This window comes from uncultured Dechloromonas sp. (assembly GCF_945957265.1).
Classification (GTDB): domain Bacteria; phylum Pseudomonadota; class Gammaproteobacteria; order Burkholderiales; family Rhodocyclaceae; genus Azonexus.
Map to the genome: position 1 here is coordinate 14,101 of NZ_CAMFKO010000045.1, position 17,165 is coordinate 31,265.

At 66.3% G+C, this 17,165-nt stretch carries 16 protein-coding genes; 4 read left to right on the top strand and 12 right to left on the bottom strand.

What is annotated here, in order from left to right:
* Positions 1 to 175 precede the first annotated feature (175 nt).
* Entirely contained in the window at positions 176 to 1,069 is an 894-nt protein-coding gene (locus tag Q0P59_RS17765; RefSeq protein WP_295008870.1) for an EamA family transporter, read from the top strand.
* A gap of 5 nt (positions 1,070 to 1,074) precedes the next feature.
* On the opposite strand, the gene Q0P59_RS17770 is transcribed toward Q0P59_RS17765, so the two are convergent.
* The 8 genes from Q0P59_RS17770 to uraH are packed head-to-tail and all read right to left on the bottom strand — an operon-like array spanning position 1,075 to position 6,725.
* Entirely contained in the window at positions 1,075 to 1,266 is a 192-nt protein-coding gene (locus Q0P59_RS17770) for a 4-oxalocrotonate tautomerase (RefSeq protein ID WP_295008872.1), read from the bottom strand.
* Positions 1,267 to 1,281: 15 nt separating this feature from the next.
* The gene (locus Q0P59_RS17775) at positions 1,282 to 2,058 is read right to left on the bottom strand and encodes a class II aldolase/adducin family protein (protein ID WP_295008874.1); all 777 of its coding nucleotides are present in this window, start codon (positions 2,056 to 2,058) and stop codon (positions 1,282 to 1,284) included.
* Positions 2,058 to 2,561: an ureidoglycolate lyase gene (locus Q0P59_RS17780; protein WP_295008876.1), complete on the bottom strand. Its 504-nt coding sequence runs from the start codon at positions 2,559 to 2,561 to the stop codon at positions 2,058 to 2,060. The genes Q0P59_RS17775 and Q0P59_RS17780 overlap by 1 nt, the downstream gene beginning before the upstream one ends.
* A gap of 10 nt (positions 2,562 to 2,571) precedes the next feature.
* Positions 2,572 to 3,618 carry an allantoicase gene (gene alc, locus Q0P59_RS17785; protein WP_295008878.1) on the bottom strand — a complete coding sequence of 349 codons (1,047 nt, stop codon included), beginning with the start codon at positions 3,616 to 3,618 and terminating at the stop codon, positions 2,572 to 2,574.
* 24 nt (positions 3,619 to 3,642) lie between these two features.
* Positions 3,643 to 4,587: an allantoinase PuuE gene (gene puuE / locus Q0P59_RS17790; RefSeq protein WP_295008880.1), complete on the bottom strand. Its 945-nt coding sequence runs from the start codon at positions 4,585 to 4,587 to the stop codon at positions 3,643 to 3,645.
* A gap of 13 nt (positions 4,588 to 4,600) precedes the next feature.
* Positions 4,601 to 5,116 carry a 2-oxo-4-hydroxy-4-carboxy-5-ureidoimidazoline decarboxylase gene (gene uraD / locus Q0P59_RS17795; RefSeq protein WP_295008883.1) on the bottom strand — a complete coding sequence of 172 codons (516 nt, stop codon included), beginning with the start codon at positions 5,114 to 5,116 and terminating at the stop codon, positions 4,601 to 4,603.
* A gap of 11 nt (positions 5,117 to 5,127) precedes the next feature.
* The gene (locus Q0P59_RS17800; protein WP_295008885.1) at positions 5,128 to 6,321 is read right to left on the bottom strand and encodes a urate hydroxylase PuuD; all 1,194 of its coding nucleotides are present in this window, start codon (positions 6,319 to 6,321) and stop codon (positions 5,128 to 5,130) included.
* Between the two features lie 53 nt (positions 6,322 to 6,374).
* Entirely contained in the window at positions 6,375 to 6,725 is a 351-nt protein-coding gene (uraH, locus tag Q0P59_RS17805) for a hydroxyisourate hydrolase (RefSeq protein ID WP_295008887.1), read from the bottom strand.
* 150 nt (positions 6,726 to 6,875) lie between these two features.
* Here uraH and Q0P59_RS17810 point away from each other — a divergent pair, with 150 nt between their 5' ends.
* Positions 6,876 to 7,823: a LysR family transcriptional regulator gene (locus Q0P59_RS17810; protein WP_295008889.1), complete on the top strand. Its 948-nt coding sequence runs from the start codon at positions 6,876 to 6,878 to the stop codon at positions 7,821 to 7,823.
* A gap of 44 nt (positions 7,824 to 7,867) precedes the next feature.
* On the opposite strand, the gene Q0P59_RS17815 is transcribed toward Q0P59_RS17810, so the two are convergent.
* Positions 7,868 to 8,452, bottom strand: a complete 585-nt coding sequence (locus Q0P59_RS17815; protein ID WP_366091083.1) for a universal stress protein — start codon at positions 8,450 to 8,452, stop codon at positions 7,868 to 7,870.
* 177 nt (positions 8,453 to 8,629) lie between these two features.
* The gene (gene acnB / locus Q0P59_RS17820) at positions 8,630 to 11,218 is read right to left on the bottom strand and encodes a bifunctional aconitate hydratase 2/2-methylisocitrate dehydratase (protein ID WP_295008893.1); all 2,589 of its coding nucleotides are present in this window, start codon (positions 11,216 to 11,218) and stop codon (positions 8,630 to 8,632) included.
* Between the two features lie 404 nt (positions 11,219 to 11,622).
* On the opposite strand from acnB, the gene raiA reads away from it, so the two are divergent.
* Both raiA and Q0P59_RS17830 read left to right on the top strand, forming a co-directional pair.
* Positions 11,623 to 12,009 carry a ribosome-associated translation inhibitor RaiA gene (gene raiA / locus Q0P59_RS17825; RefSeq protein ID WP_295008895.1) on the top strand — a complete coding sequence of 129 codons (387 nt, stop codon included), beginning with the start codon at positions 11,623 to 11,625 and terminating at the stop codon, positions 12,007 to 12,009.
* Positions 12,010 to 12,057: 48 nt separating this feature from the next.
* On the top strand, positions 12,058 to 12,957 hold the full coding sequence (locus Q0P59_RS17830; protein ID WP_295008897.1) for a DUF6671 family protein: 900 nt from the start codon (positions 12,058 to 12,060) through the stop codon (positions 12,955 to 12,957).
* A gap of 285 nt (positions 12,958 to 13,242) precedes the next feature.
* On the opposite strand, the gene putA is transcribed toward Q0P59_RS17830, so the two are convergent.
* Both putA and Q0P59_RS17840 read right to left on the bottom strand, forming a co-directional pair.
* Entirely contained in the window at positions 13,243 to 16,917 is a 3,675-nt protein-coding gene (gene putA / locus Q0P59_RS17835; protein ID WP_295008900.1) for a bifunctional proline dehydrogenase/L-glutamate gamma-semialdehyde dehydrogenase PutA, read from the bottom strand.
* Between the two features lie 61 nt (positions 16,918 to 16,978).
* Positions 16,979 to 17,165 (bottom strand): arginase family protein (locus Q0P59_RS17840; protein WP_295008902.1); only part of this gene is annotated, 187 nt, incomplete at its 5' end.

Sequence of the window (17,165 nt, forward strand, 5' to 3'; positions counted from 1 at the left end):
GCCCCGGCACAACAGGCACCGACAGCTCTTGCATACACTTATTCCGCAGTGCAACATGCGCGGTTCGCCGCCGGCCGGCTTGCCGCCGACTGGCCTTCCGCTATGCTCCGGCCTTCCCGAGCCTCCGCCGCGCCGCCCAGCAGCGCGGAAAACGCCGCCTTCCCCGCAGATACCGATGAAACCCTCACCTCCCCGCCACTTCGCCGGCCTGGCCCTGATCATCCTGTCGCTGGTCTGGGGCTACAACTGGGTCGTCATGAAACAGGTCGTGCCCTATGTCGATCCCTTCGATTTTTCCGCGCTGCGCACGCTGCTCGGCGCCGCCTCGCTGTTCATCTGCCTGCGCCTGCTCAAGCGCCCGCTGGCCATCGCCTCGCCCGGCCGCGTCGCCGTGCTCGGCCTGCTGCAGACGGCGGCCTTCACGGCGCTGATCCAGTGGGCGCTGGTCGCCGGCGGCGCCGGCAAGACGGCCGTCCTGGTCTATGCCATGCCGTTCTGGCTGATTCCGCTGGCCTGGGCGATCCTCGACGAGCGCATACGCGGCGGGCAATGGCTGGCCGTCGCCAGCGCCGGCGGCGGCCTGTTGCTGTTCCTGGAACCGTGGCAGGCCGGCGGCAGCTGGTTCAGCAACCTGCTCGGCCTCGCCGCCGGCCTGACCTGGGCCAGCGCCACGCTCTACGCCAAGCGCCTGCGCGCCCGCCACGACTTCGACCTGCTCGCGCTGACCGCCTGGCAGATGCTCTTCGGCTCGCTGGCCCTGTGCATCGTGGCGCTGGTTTTCAGCAGCCGGCCAATCCAGCCGGTGCCCTACTTCTTCGGCGCGCTGGCCTTCAATGCGCTGCTCGCCACCGGGCTGGCCTGGGTGCTGTGGCTGTACATCCTGCAGAACCTGCCGGCCGGCCAGGCCGGGCTATCCTCGCTCGGCACCCCGGCCATCGGCGTCCTCGCCGGCTGGATCGAACTCGGCGAAACGCCCAGCCCGGCCGAATTCGCCGGCATGCTGCTGATCGGCGGCGCGCTCGCCGGCCTCTACCTGCTCGCGCTGCGCGCCGCGCGGCCGGCCGGCTGAATCGCTCAGCCCTGGCGCTCCGACCACAGCACGCCGCCGGTCGCCCAGTGCTCGCGGCTGACTTCGCTGAGCACGATATCGACGGCATCCGGCGCGCAGTCGAGGACGCGCACGGTGGCTTCGGTCAGGGCAGCGACCAGCTGGCGCTTTTGTTCGGCGCTGCGGCCTGCGAAGAGTTCGACATGCAGGGTCGGCATGGGATTTCCTTTCGTTCAGGAGGCAAAATCGGGACAGCTGCGCCACAGGCGGCGCAGCAGGGCCGGCCATTCGATGGCGCCTTCGGGTTCGGGGTCGGCGGTGAGCTGGGCGTGGCTGCGCGCCAGCACATCGGCGGGCGGCACGACCAGCGCGTCGCCGGCGGCCATGGCCTGCAGCTGGATGCGGCAGGCGGTATCCAGCGTATGCATCAGCACGAAAGCCTCGGCGACATTGCGCCCGCAGACCAGGCTGCCGTGGTTGCGCAGCAGCATGGCGCGATGCCCGCCGAGTTCGGCGATGATCTGCGCCTGCTCGGCGGCATCGAGCGCTAGCCCCTGGTAGTCGTGGTAGGCGATGTCGTTCCAGAAGCGCAAGGCGTGCTGCGACAGCGGCAGCAAGCCGCCCGCCAGCGCCGAGACGGCGACGGCCGCCGGGTTGTGCAGGTGGATGACGCAATGGGCGTCGGCACGCCCCCTATGCACCGCGCCGTGCAGCGCGAAGCCGCTCGGGTTGGCGCGCCGGCCGCTGCCGTCGATGACCTGCCCGGCGGTGTCGATGACGAGCAGGCCGGAGGCGGTGATTTCATCGAAAGCCTGGCCGAAGGCGTTGATCAGGAAGGCATCGTCGCGCCCCGGCAGGCGGCAGGAAAGATGGGTATAGACCAGGTCGTCCCAGCCGCAGGCGGCGGCCAGGCGATAGGCCGCCGCCAGATCGACGCGGGCCCGCCATTCGGCTGGCGCCATGCCGACCGGGCGGCCCAGGTCGAGCACGCCGAGTGTGGCGCCGCACACTAGCTACATGCCGGAATCAGGCCCTGCTCCGCCAGTTGCACTTCGTCGCAGTTGTCGCCGGGACCGCTGCGATCGACGACCAGGAAATCCGAAACGCCGCCCAGCGCCAGCAAGGGGTGATGCCAGACGCCGGTGGCGTAGTTCACCCCCTGGTCGCCGCGCGCCAGGAAAACGCTGAGGTTGGCCGCTGTCGGCGCCGCGCCGGCCGGCGCGACGACGACCAGGTAGGGCCGCCCGGACATCGGCACGAAGGCCTGGCTGCCCTTCGGGTGACGCTCCATCATCGCCACCGCGAACGGCAGCTGGCGCGCCTGGCCGCGGAAGATGGAGACGATCACCTTGCCGTCGGCGCCCGGCTCGATGTTCGCCAGGTCGTGGTAGCGCTCGGTATTGCCGCCGTTGATCGTGAAATGGCGGGCGGCATCGCTCGCCTCGATGACCTCGCCGAAGGGCGCGAAGGCCTCGCGCGTCAACGGCTGCGGGGTCAGGGTGATCGTCGTCATCGCAGGCTCCTTACTTGGCGACCTTGCCCCACAGGCGCAGGCGCGACACGCCGCCGTCGGGGAAGATGTTGAAGCGGATGTGGGTGATCTTGCCGAGCTGGGCGACCTGCTCCTCGAAGGTATGCACGGCATCCATCTGCAGCTTCTGTTCGGGCAGCAGCGTGGCCCAGAACATCGACTGCGTGGTCGCCGAGCGGTCGGTGCCGCCGGTGACGCAGGCGGCCTGGATCGAGCAGCGGTCCGGGTAATTGCCCTTGAAGAAGGCGGTGTCGACTTCGATCTTCTCGACGACGCCCGGGGCGCCCAGTTCGATGACGCACCAGTCGTTGCCCGGCTCGCGGCGGCGGCGGGTTTCCCAGCCGTCGCCCATGTTCACGCCGCGTCCCGGCAGCAGCAGCGCGGTGACGGTGGAGCCGAAGCTGGCATCGTTCCAGGCCACCGGGCGGCCGCCGTTTTCCAGCGCGATGAGGTCGACCAGCTGGCTGGCGCAGGCGTTTTCCAGGCCGCCGACCGGCTGGCCGTAGACGCGCAGGCGGGCGATGCCGCCATCCGGGTACATGTTGACGCGCAGGTGGGTCCATACCGCGTCGCCGGACACGGCTTCGACGATGTGATGGCTGCTCGGGCCGAGCGCGGTAGCGGGCAGGACTTCGGTCCATTGCGCGGCCTGCAGCGCCGCGACGTCATCACTGTCGGAAACGCAGGCTTCGATGGAGACGGCCGGCGGGTAGTTGCCGACGAAGTGGCTGGTGTCGACGTCGAAGCCGCGGATGCTGCCCTTGACGCCGAGCTTGACCAGCGCCCAGTCGTGGCCGGCGACGCGCTTGCGGCGGGATTCCCAGCCGTCCATCCACTTGCCGTTGGTGTCGAACTTGCCCGGCACGAACTGCGCCGGTTCCGGGTTGAGCATGCGCGAGACCTCGGCGAAGAAGTCGTCGGAGGCGGCGAGCGCCTTGGCGCCGAGGCGCGGGTTGGCGAGGTCGACCGAGCGCAGCGCCCAGTCGGGCAGGTCGGCGGCGGGGGCAATGACGGTGGGTCCGGAAGCGTGGCTGGCCATGGTTTTCTCCTGTGTTGTTCTCTGTCAGAGGGTCGGGGCGGTTGCGGGGTTGTAGGGGTGGCGTTCGATCCAGTGACGGGCGATGTCGACGCGGCGACAGACCCAGACCCGGTCGTGTTTTTCGATATGGTCGAGGAAGCGTTGCAGGGCGCGGAAGCGGCCCGGGCGGCCGAGCAGGCGGCAGTGCATGCCGATGCTCAGCATCGCCGGGCGCTCCTCGCCTTCGGCATACATCACGTCGAAGGCGTCGCGCAGGTATTCGAAGAACTCGTCGCCGTGCGAAAAGCCTTGCGGCAGCGAGAAGCGCATGTCGTTGGTGTCGAGCGTGTAGGGCACGATCAGGTGCGGTGCGTCGCTGCCGTCGCTCTTCCTGACCGTCGCCCAGAACGGCAGGTCGTCGCCGTAGTAGTCGGAGTCGTAGAGCAGGCCCTGGTCGGCGACCAGCCGGCGGGTGTTCGGCGAATCGCGGCCGGTGTACCAGCCGAGCGGCTTGTCGCCGGTCAGCCGTTCGATGATCTCCAGGCCGACGCGCATGTGCTCGCGCTCGGTGGCTTCATCCATGTTCTGGTAGTGGATCCAGCGCCAGCCGTGGCAGGCAATCTCGTGGCCGAGCTCCTTGAAGGCGGCGGTCAGTTCGGGATGGCGTTCGAGCGCCATGGCGACGCCGAAGATGGTCATCGGCAGCCCGCGCCGCTCGAACTCGCGCAGGAAACGCCAGACGCCGACGCGCGAGCCGTACTCATAGACGCCTTCCATCGACAGGTGACGATCCGGGTAGCTGGCCGGGTTGAACAGCTCGGACAGGAACTGCTCGCTGCCGGCGTCGCCGTGCAGCACGCAATTCTCGCCGCCCTCCTCGTAGTTGAGGACGAACTGCACGGCGATGCGCGCCCCTTGCGGCCAGTCGGCATGCGGCGGATTGCGGCCGTAGCCGATCAGGTCGCGGGGGTAGTTGGCGTTGGTTTTCATGCGCTTTCTCCGCTCAGGCAAAAAGCGCGTCGAGGCGGAAACGGGCGATCTTGCCGATTTCGCGCAGGCAGGCCTTGAACTCGGTGTCCCGGTCGTTGCGCAGGCGGGCATCGACGCCGTCCATGATCTGGTAGCGGCTCAGGCCCTTGACGGCGATCACGAACGGAAAGCCGAAGCGCGCACGGTAGGCGGCGTTGAGGTCGCGCAGGCGCTGCAATTCCTCCTTGCTGCACTGGTCGAGGCCGGCGCCGCGCTGTTCGGCGGTCGACGCGTCGGTCAGCGTGCCTTCGGCGGCTTCCTTGCCAGCCAGCTCCGGGTGGGCGCAGATCAGGCCGAGTTGCTCCTCGGCGCTGGCGGCATCGAGCACGGCCAGCATCGCGCCGTGCAGTTGGCCGACATCGGCGAACGGGCGGGCCGCCCAGGCGCGTTCGGGTATCCACGGCGAGTGTTCGAAGATGTCGGCCAGCTTGGCGACGAAATCGGCTTGCGGCAGCGCCGACAGGGTATTCAGGCAAATCTTGGTATTCACGCGTCTTCCCCTCAGTCGGCCAGGCTGGCGCCCTGGGCGGCCCAGGTGGCGATCAGCTTGCGTTCGTTGTCGGTCATCTTGGTCAGGTTGCCGAGCGGCATGTAGCCGGTGCCGACGGTTTCGGCCATCTTGGCGACGTGCTGGCCGATCTGCGCGGCGTTCTCCAGCATCACGCCCTTGGGCGGCTGGGCGAAGCCCTCACGGGTCGGCTGGGCGGCATGACAGGTCACACAGCGCTGGTCGATGACCTGCTTCACTTCGCTGAAGGCGATCTTCTTGCCGCCGGCATCGACGCCCTTGGGTGCCATCAGCACGATCAGCGCGACGATCAGCGCGACGCCGACCAGCGGCTGCCACAGCTTCTGCTCGCCGCGATGGCGGAGCACGAAATACTGGCGGATCAGCACGCCGGCCAGCATCAGCACGGCGAGCACGAGCCAGCCGTTGCTGTTGCCGTAGGTCATCGGGTAATGGTTGCTGATCATGATGAACAGCACCGGCAGCGTGAAGTAGGTGTTATGCACCGAGCGCTGCTTGCCGATGATGCCGGGCATGGTATCGACTTCCCGGCCGGCGCGGATCTGGTCGACCATGCGCTTCTGGCCCGGGATGATGTGGAAGAAGACGTTGGCCGACATCATCGTGCCGAGCATGGCGCCGACGTGGATGTAGGCGCCGCGTGCCGAAAACAGGTGATGCAGCGCGTAATTGCAGACCATCACGAAGACGAAGACGATGGCTGCCAGCAGGCCGTCGCGGCCGACCAGGTTGCGGCACAGCAGGTCGTAGACCAGCCAGCCGGCGGTCAGGAAGGCGATGGAGATGCCGACGGCGGTGGCCGGGGTCAGTTCCATGACGCGGGCGTCGATCAGCGTGTTCGAGGCGCCGATCCAGTACACCACCGCCATCAGGCTCATGCCGGACAACCAGGTCGAATAGGACTCCCACTTCGACCAGTGCAGGTCGTCGCTCAGCGGTTCGCCCTTGGGGCCGGTGAGGAACTTCTGGCTGCAGTAGAAACCGCCGCCATGCACCGCCCACAGTTCGCCGAACACGCCGCGCTTCGCATCTTCCGGCTTCTTCGGGGCCTTCAGCGAGTTGTCGAGCATGACGAAATAAAAGGAGGCACCGATCCAGGCGATGCCGACGATGAGGTGGAACCAACGCAGCAGCAGGTTGGCCCAGTCAAGCAGATACGCTTCCATGTCTGTTTTCTCTGTATAGGGTTATCGGGGTTGCAGTTCGCTTGACTCGCGACTTAGCTGCCGCGGTAGGTGGAGTAGCTCCACGGCGAAACGAGCAGCGGCACGTGGTAGTGCGCCGCCGGGTCGGCGATGCCGAAGCGCAGCACGACCTCGTCCACGAACAGCGGCTCGGGCAGCTGCTGGCCCCGGGCGCGGAAGTAATCGCCGGCGGCGAAGAGCAACTCGTAGGTGCCGGCGACCAGCGCCTCGCCTTCGAGCAGCGGACGGTCGCAACGGCCGTCGTGGTTGGTCTGCGTGTGCAGGATTTCCCGGCGTTCGCCGTCGATGCGATACAGCGTGATCGCGATGCCCTCGCCGGGCGTGCCGTTGGCCGTATCAAGAACATGTGTGGTGAGCTTGCCCATCGTCTGTCTCCTTGTAATGTGCTTCGATGGATTGCAGTCTACGACCGCTTCCGACCTGCCAAAACCCTGATAACCTTATAAGCAATATATAGAAATCGTTATTTTGGTGGCGACTTACATACATAAAATGCAGGCCATGGAGGAAACGCAATGAACATCCGGCGCGAGGAACAGGCATTGGACAGCTATCTGCTGCGGGTTTTCTGCCTCGTCGTCACGGAACGCAGCGTTTCCCGCGTCGCCTTGCGGATGAAGCAATCCCAGCCGGCGATCAGCGCCGCGCTGCGCAAACTGCGCGACATCTTCGGCGACCCGCTGCTGGTGCGCGAGAAAGGCGGCATGGTGCCCACCGAACGTGCCCTCGCCCTGCTCTCCCACGCCAAGAGCGCGCTCGCCGAGATCGACCAGATGGTCCAGTTGCCGGAAAGCTTCGAGCCGCAAACGAGCAAGCTGACCTTCCGCATCGGCGCACCCGACTACATCGCCCCCTCCTTCATGGCCACTGTCGTCGAGAGCTTCCGGCGCGAGGCGCCGACGGCCCGCCTGGTCATCCATTCGCTGGGACCAAATTTCGATTTCGAGCGCTCGCTGGCCGAGGGGGAACTCGACGTGGTCATCGGCAACTGGCCGGAACCGCCGCCGCGCATGCATCTCTCGATGCTGCTCGAAGACCAGATCGTCTGCCTGGTCAATGCCCGCCACCCGCTGGCCAGCAAGGGCATGACCACCGAAAGCTACGCCCGGGGCGTGCATATCGTGCCGATGCCCTACTCGATCAGCCAGCGCGGGGTCATCGACAGCATCCTCGCCTCGCTGCGCATCACCCGGGAAGAATGCGTCACCGTCCAGTCCTTCACCACGGTGCCCTACCTGCTGCAGCACACCGACCTGATCTTCACGACGACGCTGCATTTCGCCCGCTTCTACGCCGACATCCTGCAACTGGCCATTCTGCCGGCGCCGATCGACTTCCCGCCGATGCGCTTCTACCAGTTGTGGCACGAGCGCAACCACAAGTCGCCGGCGCACCGCTGGATACGCCGCATCCTCAGCGACTGCGGCCAGAAGATAAACACCAACCAGGCAAAGACAAAATAAAAAGGCTCCCCTACGGGAGCCCGTGCCGGCAACAGGCGAGCCGATCAGCGGTCGATCGGCACCAGGATCACCGGGATGTCGGCCTTCATCGTCACCTTGTGCGCAACGGAGCCGAGGATGATCTCGCCGATCGCCGTATGCCCGCGCGACCCCATGACGATCACGTCGGCCAGGACGTGCTTGGCGACATCGAGAATACGCTTGGCCGGGTCGCCCTCGACAGCCCGGACGCTGGTCAGGACATCGCTGACGCCCATTTCCGGATGCGCTTCGGCAAAAACGGCAATCCGGCTGCGCAACAATTCCTCGTCCTTGTTATGGCCGGCGGCCTTGATCTGGTCGAATTTCTCTTCCGAAATGAATTCCATGTACGGCAAGCCGGTCGCCGGCAATGAAACGGTCATCGCATGCAACTTCGCCCCGAACTTGGCCGCCAAGCCGACCGCATGGCGAAAAACGGCGGGCGAGCGAGGCGATAGGTCAGAGGCATAGAGAATAGAGTTGATTTCATACGACATGGCACACTCCTTTGAAAACTGTGGATCGCAGTTCAGTTTAAAAGGAGAAGGCAAAGCGAAAATACGAAAGGGCAAATAGCGTTTATCAGCAATCCGATATAACGCCGGCATCCTTTCGATGCCTGCGGCGACAGCGGTAGCGCCCCATCAGCCGATATCAATGAGCAATGCACGCACCAAAAGAAAACGCCTCACCGCCCTGTTCGGGGTCGGTGAGGCGCATGCGTGTCGGGCACGCCGGGAAGAGAGCCTGTCCTATCGACGGACAGGCAGCTCTCCTCGAATGGCTTACATCTCGACAGTCGCGGCGACTTCGACGAACTCCGGAATCTTGTCGAAGTTCATGTAGCGATACACGTCGGCAGCCTTGGCGTTGACCAGCTTGATCTGCTCCATGTATTCCGCAACCGTCACGATGCGGCCGGCCAGCGCGCACATGGCGGCCAGTTCGGCGGAGCCGAGGTAGACGCGGGTGTCGATGCCCAGACGGTTCGGGAAGTTGCGGGTGGAGGTGGAGATCGCGGTCGAGCCCTTGCGGATCTGAGCCTGGTTGCCCATGCACAGCGAGCAGCCCGGCATTTCCATGCGGGCGCCGGACTTGCCGAGGACGCCGTAGTAGCCTTCCTCGGTCAGGATCAGCGCATCCATCTTGGTCGGCGGGGCGATCCACAGGCGGGTCGGGATGTCCGACTTGCCTTCGAGGACCTTGCCGGCGGCGCGGAAGTGGCCGATGTTGGTCATGCAGGAACCGATGAAGACTTCGTCGATCTTGTCGCCGGCGACTTCGGACAGCAGCTTGACGTCGTCCGGGTCGTTCGGGCAGGCCAGGATCGGCTCGGTGACTTCGGCCAGGTCGATTTCGATCACGGCGGCGTATTCGGCGTCGGAATCAGCCTTGAGCAGCGTGCCGTTGGCGATCCAGTCTTCCATGGCGTTGATGCGGCGCTTCAGGGTGCGGGCATCGGAGTAGCCTTCGGCGATCATCCACTTCATCAGGGTGATGTTCGAACGCATGTACTCGACCATCGGCTCCTTGTTCAGGGCGACCGAGCAGGCGGCGGCGGAACGCTCGGCGGCGGCGTCGGAGAGCTCGAACGCTTGCTCGACCTTGAGGTCCGGCAGGCCTTCGATTTCCAGGATGCGGCCGGAGAAGACGTTCTTCTTGCCCTTCTTCTCGACGGTCAGCAGGCCCTGCTTGATGGCGTAGTACGGAATGGCGTTGACCAGATCGCGCAGGGTGATGCCATCCTGCATCTTGCCCTTGAAGCGAACCAGCACGGATTCCGGCATGTCCAGCGGCATGACGCCGGTGGCGGCGGCAAAGGCGACCAGGCCGGAACCGGCCGGGAAGGAGATGCCGATCGGGAAGCGGGTGTGCGAGTCACCGCCGGTACCGACGGTATCCGGCAGCAGCAGGCGGTTCAGCCAGGAGTGGATGACGCCGTCGCCCGGACGCAGCGCAACGCCGCCGCGGGTGCTGATGAAGGACGGCAGTTCGCGGTGCATGCGCACGTCGACCAGCTTCGGATAGGCGGCGGTGTGGCAGAAGGACTGCATCACCATGTCGGCGGAGAAGCCGAGGCAGGCCAGATCCTTCAGTTCGTCGCGGGTCATCGGGCCGGTGGTGTCCTGGGAACCGACGGTGGTCATCTTCGGCTCGCAGTAGGTGCCCGGACGGATGCCGGTCACGCCGCAGGCCTTGCCGACCATCTTCTGGGCCAGCGAGAAGCCCTTGCCGCTATCGGCCGGGTTCTGCGGCAGGCGGAACAGGGTGGATTGCGGCAGGCCGAGGGCTTCACGCGCCTTGGTCGTCAGGCCGCGGCCGATGATCAGCGGAATACGGCCGCCGGCACGGACTTCGTCGAGGATGACCAGGGTCTTCAGCTGCGACTCGGCGATCACGGCGCCGTTCTTCAGCGCGGTGACCTTGCCGGAGGCTTCGTCGACCTTCAGTTCGATCTCGTCGCCCATGTCCATCTGGCCGGCGTCGATTTCGATCGGCAGCGCGCCGGCATCTTCCATGGTGTTGAAGAAGATCGGAGCGATCTTGGAGCCGAGGCAGACGCCGCCGAAACGCTTGTTCGGGACGAAGGGAATGTCTTCGCCGGTGAACCACAGCACCGAGTTGGTGGCGGACTTGCGGGAAGAACCGGTACCGACCACGTCACCGACGTAGGCGATCAGGTTGCCCTTGGCAGCCAGCTTTTCCAGTTGCTTGATCGGGCCACGCGAACCGGCTTCGTCGGCTTCGATGCCCGGACGCGGGTTCTTCAGCATGGCCAGCGCGTGCAGCGGGATGTCCGGGCGCGACCAGGCGTCCGGGGCCGGCGACAGGTCGTCGGTGTTGGTTTCGCCGGTGACCTTGAAGACGGTCAGCTTCTGCGAAGCCGGCACGGCCGGGCGCGAGGTGAACCACTCGCCGTCGGCCCAGGATTGCATGACGGCCTTGGCGTTGGCATTGCCGGCCTTGGCCAGTTCGGCGACGTCGTGGAAGAAGTCGAACACCAGCAGGGTCTTCTTCAGGCCTTCGGCGGCGACGGCGCCGCAGGTGGCGCAGCCGAGCAGGTCGATCAGCGGCTTGACGTTGTAGCCGCCGAGCATGGTGCCGAGCAGTTCGGTCGCCTTTTCCTTGGAGATCAGCGCGCAGGCTTCCTCGCCCTTGGCGACCTTGGCCAGGAACTCGGCCTTGACCTTGGCGGCATCGTCGACGCCGGCCGGCACGCGGTAGGTGATCAGTTCGACCAGAGCGGCTTCTTCGCCAGCGGGGGGATTCTTCAGCAGGGCCACCAGTTCGGTGGTCTGTTGCTTGGACAGGGGCAGCGGGGGGATACCGAGGGCTGCACGCTCTGCAACGTGGGCGCGATAGGCTTCAAGCACGGCGACTTCCTTTCGTAAAGGGTTGCTCTGGGAAACGAATATTTTACGACAATGGCGGCGGCCGATTGGTTCGGCTTGTAGCTTCCCGAGGCCGGCTCGCAAGTCTTATATATGATAGCTTATCTTCAGGGATTTGCCATGTCCTTGATGTGCACTGCAACACGCATATTGCTCAAAACTTGAGCAACCCAGGAAAACAGCTTGCCCGACAAGCCCTTACGCAAACTGCCCAGAGCTTATCCACAGACTTACCCCGGCAAAACGGGGATAAACGTTGCTTATCCCCACACCGATAGCCACCAAACAATTCGATTAAAACGAAATGTTGATCTGTAAATTTCGTCTATTTCAGACCATCGAAGCGTTCTAGGATGACTGCTCCCCAACCGCAAAAGGAGCGCATCATGCATATCGACATTCGAGCCCAAGGATTCGAGCTCTCTCCCGCCCTGCGCGAGCACGCCGAGCGCCGCCTGGGATTCGCCCTGAGTTGGGCCACCTACGACATCCGGAAAGTGGCCGTGCGGCTTTACGACATCAACGGTCCGCGCGGCGGCGAGGACAAGTGCTGCCGCATCCAGATTCCCCTGCCCGGCGGCAGCGACATCGTCATCGAGGACACCGAGTCCGACCTGTATGCCGCCATCAACCGCGCCGTCGACCGGGCCGAACGCTCGCTGGCCCGCCGCCTCGAACGCCAGAACAAGCACCGGCGCGACAGCCTGCGGGAGATTTTCCGCACCGATGCGACCCAGGACGAAGAGCCGGAACCGGCATCGGCCGCGCATTGATGGCCAATCGCCTGCCACCTTCGGCATGGCCCGCGGCGTGCGGCAGCCATGCCTGAAGCCTGCGCCAGCACGCGCTGCCCGGATGCACGGTCGCCCGGGCAGCAGCTTTACCGCGGACAGCAGGTTGCCTTCCTGACGCAGCATGGCAAGGAGCGCGTCGTCGCGCCCATCCTCGCCGACATGCTGGGTTGCCGCGTCGAACGGATCGGCGGTTTCGATACCGATCAACTGGGCAGCTTTACCCGGGAGATTCCGCGTTACGGCAAGCAGCTCGAGGCGGCCCGCCGCAAGGCCCGCATCGGCATGGAGTTGAGCGGCGCGTCCATCGGCCTGGCCAGCGAAGGAAGTTTCGGCCCCGACCCCCACACCGGCCTGTTTCCATGGAACATCGAGGTCATGCTCCTGGTCGACGACCTCCGGAAAATCGAGGTGGTCGGCATTCATCAAGGACCGGCCAGCACCGATCACGCTTGGATCGTCACCTGGGCGGAGATGGAGGAGTTCGCCACGCGCATCGGCTTCCCGGAGCAGCACCTGGTTCTTCGCCCTTCCAGCGAGAACAATCCGCGCGTCCGCAAGGGCCTGGCCGATTGGCCTTCCCTGAAAACCGCCTTCGCCTGGGCAAAGCTGCTCTCGTCCGCCGGGACGAGGATTTTCGTCGAGCGCGACCTGCGGGCCCACGGCCACCCCGAGCGCATGGTCAACATAGGCAAGGCCGCGCTGAACCTCGCGGAGAAACTGGCCTCCCTGTGCCCGCACTGCGCAACGCCCGGCTTTGCCGCCGCCGAAGCGGTACCCGGGCTGCATTGCGCCGAATGCGGACTGCCCACCCGCGAGTACCGGGCGGAAATCTGGAAATGCCTCCGCTGCGAATACCGGGAAACGCGCCAACGCAGCGACGGCGTAACGACGGCCGATCCAGTTTCCTGCGGCTATTGCAATCCCTGAGCCGAGCGGCAAACAGCGCACCGCCCAAAATTTAGGCACAGCAGCAAAAGCGCTGCGCCATCAATGATCTAGCGAGCTTACCCAGTGTTTATCCACAGACTTACCCGACCGAAACGGGGATAAACAACATTTATTCGACAGCGCCCGGAATTGCACAAAAAACAGGCGCCGCAATTAAACAAACAACAAATCAAAGACTTGGGAAAACACCCCAGTGTTTATCCACAGGCTTACCCAGAGCAAACGGGGATAAAACGCGCTATCCCCTTTGCCCGAACCCCTCGTTTACAAGGCCTGTGCCATCAGCGAAGCGTTGCCGCCGGCCGCGGTGGTATTGACCGTCTGGACGTGCTCGCACAGCAGGCGGAACAAGGGGTAGCGCCCCTGTTCCTGCGGCATGAGCAGGGGAACCAGCGGGCCGTCGCTGGCCGCCAGCCGCTGCTGCAGGCTGCGCCTGACCTTGGCATCGCCCTCGTGGAGCACGCCGCCGGCCAGGCAGGCCTCGGCAAACACTGCCTTGCGCCATCCCGCGCTCACGGCCTCCGGCAGGCGGCTCAGCACGGCCTTGGCGACCGCGTCGTAGCGATACAGGCCTGGCGTGGTGTCCGCGGCGCTCAGCAGCACCGGGACATTGCCCGTCGCCAGGACGGCCGCAATCTGGCGCAGCAGGCCGGCCTCGCTGTCGGCCAGGCAAAACAGCTCGCCGCGCGGCGAGAAATCGAGGCGGTTGCTTTCCCCGGTCGGCCCGGGCAGGTCGGCCGCGCACCCCCACGGCGTCAGCGCCGCGTACTCGCGGCACAGCGCCTGCAGTTCCGTCTCCCTGGCGTCGCCGGCCCAGGCGGCAAGGCGCTCCAAGGCTTCCAGCCCCTGGCCGGCGGCCGGACGGTCGAGCCCGAGGACGGCCGGAGCCGGATTGAGCGCCGCCGACAGGCGCGGCAGATAGAGCGGCCCGCCGGCCTTCGGCCCGGTGCCCGACATGCCCTCGCCGCCGAACGGCTGCACGCCGACCACGGCGCCGACCATGTTGCGATTGACGTAGCGGTTGCCGGCACGCACGCGGCCGGTCACCGCCTCGATGCTTTCGTCGATCCGGCTGTGCATGCCGAAGGTCAGGCCGTAGCCGGTGGCGTTGATGGCATCGACCACGGCCAGCATGTCGCGGGCGGCAAAGCGCAGGACATGGACGACCGGCCCGAACACCTCGCGCCCCAGTTGATCGAGGCGATCGATCTCGATCAACGTCGGCGGCACGAAGCAGCCCCGGGCGCAGCTCAGCGGCAGGGAAATCTGATGGACGCGGTGTCCGGCCTGGCGCATGGCGGCGATATGCCCTTCCAGCACGCCGCGCGCCGCCTCGTCGATGACCGGGCCGACATCCGTCGCCAGGTCGGCCGGATTGCCCATGCGCAGTTCGCCCATGGCGGCGCGCAGCATGTCGACCAGGCGGTCGGCGATTTCCTCCTGCACGCACAGCACGCGCAAGGCCGAGCAGCGCTGCCCGGCGCTGTCGAAGCCGGAGGCGATCACGTCCTGCACCACCTGCTCGGCCTGTGCCGACGAATCGACGATCATCGCGTTCTGGCCGCCGGTTTCGGCGATCAGGCAGGTTTCCGGCGCATCGGCCGGGCGTTCGGCCAGGCTGCGGTTGATGATCTGCGCCACTTCGGTCGATCCGGTGAAGATGACGCCGCGCACGCGCACGTCGGCGGTCAGCCGGGCGCCGACCGTCTCGCCGCGTCCCGGCAGCAACTGCAGCGCGGCCGTGGGTATCCCGGCTTCGTGCATCAGGCGCACGGCCAGCGCGGCGATCAGTGGCGTCTGCTCGGCCGGCTTGGCGAGCACCGGCGAACCGGCCGCCAGGGCGGCGATGACTTCGCCGGTAAAGATGGCGAGCGGGAAATTCCACGGGCTGATGCAAACGACGACACCGGGTTCGGCAAGCGCCGGAGGCAAGGATTCGATCCGGGAGGCGTAATAGCGGCAGAAATCGACGGCTTCGCGAATCTCGGCCACGGCGTTGCCCCAGCTCTTGCCGGCCTCGCGTATGCACAGGCTGAGCAGTTCGCTGCGCGCATCCTCCAGCTTGTCGGCGCAGGCGCGCAACAGCCGGGCGCGTTCGCCGACCGGAACGGCCGACCAGTGCCCGACGAAGGCGCTGGCCGAGGCGAGCGCCATGTCCACCTCCGCTGCGCTGGCTTCATGGACCCGGCCGACCACGTCGTCGCGATCCGCCGGGTTGAAGACAGCCTCGCACTGCCCCCCCTCGCCCTCGCCGTGCGCCAGCAGGGGCCTGGCTTCCCAGCGGCGCTCGCGCAAGGCGGCGAGCTCGGCGCCCAGGCGGGCGATTTCCGGATCGTCGGCGAGATCGAGGCCGGACGAATTGCGCCGCGCCGCGCCATAGAGGTCGGCCGGCAGCGGAATCGCCGGATGCGGCTGGCCTTGCCATTGATCGACCACGGCCAGCGGAGAAGCGACCAGTTCGTCGATGCCGACCTTCTCGTCGACGATGCGATTGACGAAGGAGCTGTTGGCGCCGTTTTCCAGCAAGCGGCGGACGAGGTAGGGCAGCAGCGTCTCGTGACGCCCGACCGGCGCGTAGATACGGCAGCGCAGGCCATCGCTATCGCGGCCGACGACGTTGCCGTAGAGCGCTTCGCCCATGCCGTGCAGGCACTGGAATTCGTAATTGCTCACGCCGCGGTCGGCGGCCATGCGTTCGACGCAGGCCAGCGTATGGGCATTGTGGGTGGCGAACTGCGGGTAGATGACGTCGGCGACATCGAGCAGGCGCCCGGCGCACACCAGGTAGGAGAGGTCGGTATGCGCCTTGCGGGTGAACACCGGGTAGCCGGACTGCCCGTCGACCTGCGCGCGCTTGACCTCGCTGTCCCAATAGGCGCCCTTGACCAGGCGGACCATCATGCGCCGCCCGGCCTGGCGGGCGATGTCGGCGAGATGCGCGATGACCAGCGGCGCCCGCTTCTGGTAGGCCTGGACGACGACGCCCAGACCTTCCCAGCCCTGCAGCTGCGGCTCGAAGGCCAGGCGCTCGACCAGCTCGAGCGAGATCGACAGGCGATCGGCCTCCTCGGCGTCGATGTTGAAGCCGATTTCATAGTCGCGGGCCAGCGCCGCCAGCGCGAACAGGCGCGGATAGAGTTCGTCCATCACCCGCCGGTGCTGGGCGCGGACGTAACGCGGGTGGAGCGCCGACAGCTTGACCGAGATGCCGTCGCCGCCGACCACGCCGCGGCCGTTCGCCTTGCCGATGGCGTGGATGGCCGCCTCGTAGGCGGCGCAATAGCGCTCGGCATCGGTCGCCGTCAGGGCCGCTTCGCCGAGCATGTCGAAGGAATGGGTGAAACCGCGTTCGACGTTGGCGCGGCTGCGCTCCAGGGCGTTTTCAATCGTTTCGCCCATGACGAACTGCTGGCCGAGCAGGGTCATCGCGAATTCGACGCCGCGCCGGATCAGCGGCTCGCCGCCGCGCCCGATGAGGCGCGACAGGGCGCTGCCCAGCGTTGCCTCGCGGTGCGTCGCCACCAGGTTGCCGGTGATCATCAGGCCCCAGGTCGCGGCATTGACGAACAGCGAGCCGCTCTGCCCGAGGTGGGCGCGCCAGTCGCCCTTGCTGATCTTGTCGCGGATCAGCCGGTTCATCGTCTCGGCATCCGGAATACGCAGCAGCGCCTCGGCCAGGCACATCAGGGCGACGCCCTCCTGGCTGGACAGGGAAAACTCGTGCATCAGGTGATCAACGCCGCTCGCCGTCCTGCGCTGGGCGCGCACCGCGGCGACCAGTTCGCCGGCCCGCCGGGCGACGGCCGCCTCGTCGAGCGGCCGGGCGCGGTATTCGGCGGTCAGCGCGGCAATGCAGGTCGGCTCGTCGGCGCGGCAAAGGGCCGCCATCTCGGCGCGGCGCTCGGCAAAACGGAGATGGGGTTGATTCGGGGCATTCATGGTGGGCACTTTCACGACAGGGAGCGGCTTGCGCCGCGCTCCGGCGCTCCGCCCCGAAATTTCAGGATTGATACAGGCGCAGCAGGGTGCTCTTGCCGAACAGGCTCTCGACCAGGTCGACCGCCAGCTCGGCCGTCATGTTCCGATGGTCGAGCGCCGGGTTGAGTTCGACGATGTCGAGCGATCCGAGGCGGCCGGTGTCGGCGATCATTTCCATGCACAGCTGGGCTTCGCGGTAGGTCGGGCCG

What these genes read in the sequence shown, in the direction of transcription:
- Q0P59_RS17765 (WP_295008870.1), top strand. Translation starts at nt 176, where the DNA reads ATGAAACCCTCACCTCCCCGCCACTTCGCCGGCCTGGCCCTGATCATC.
- Q0P59_RS17770 (WP_295008872.1), bottom strand. Translation starts at nt 1,266, where the DNA reads ATGCCGACCCTGCATGTCGAACTCTTCGCAGGCCGCAGCGCCGAACAA.
- Q0P59_RS17780 (WP_295008876.1), bottom strand. Translation starts at nt 2,561, where the DNA reads ATGACGACGATCACCCTGACCCCGCAGCCGTTGACGCGCGAGGCCTTC.
- alc (WP_295008878.1), bottom strand. Translation starts at nt 3,618, where the DNA reads ATGGCCAGCCACGCTTCCGGACCCACCGTCATTGCCCCCGCCGCCGAC.
- puuE (WP_295008880.1), bottom strand. Translation starts at nt 4,587, where the DNA reads ATGAAAACCAACGCCAACTACCCCCGCGACCTGATCGGCTACGGCCGC.
- Q0P59_RS17800 (WP_295008885.1), bottom strand. Translation starts at nt 6,321, where the DNA reads ATGGAAGCGTATCTGCTTGACTGGGCCAACCTGCTGCTGCGTTGGTTC.
- uraH (WP_295008887.1), bottom strand. Translation starts at nt 6,725, where the DNA reads ATGGGCAAGCTCACCACACATGTTCTTGATACGGCCAACGGCACGCCC.
- Q0P59_RS17810 (WP_295008889.1), top strand. Translation starts at nt 6,876, where the DNA reads ATGAACATCCGGCGCGAGGAACAGGCATTGGACAGCTATCTGCTGCGG.
- Q0P59_RS17815 (WP_366091083.1), bottom strand. Translation starts at nt 8,452, where the DNA reads ATGCCGGCGTTATATCGGATTGCTGATAAACGCTATTTGCCCTTTCGT.
- raiA (WP_295008895.1), top strand. Translation starts at nt 11,623, where the DNA reads ATGCATATCGACATTCGAGCCCAAGGATTCGAGCTCTCTCCCGCCCTG.
- Q0P59_RS17830 (WP_295008897.1), top strand. Translation starts at nt 12,058, where the DNA reads ATGCCTGAAGCCTGCGCCAGCACGCGCTGCCCGGATGCACGGTCGCCC.
- putA (WP_295008900.1), bottom strand. Translation starts at nt 16,917, where the DNA reads ATGAATGCCCCGAATCAACCCCATCTCCGTTTTGCCGAGCGCCGCGCC.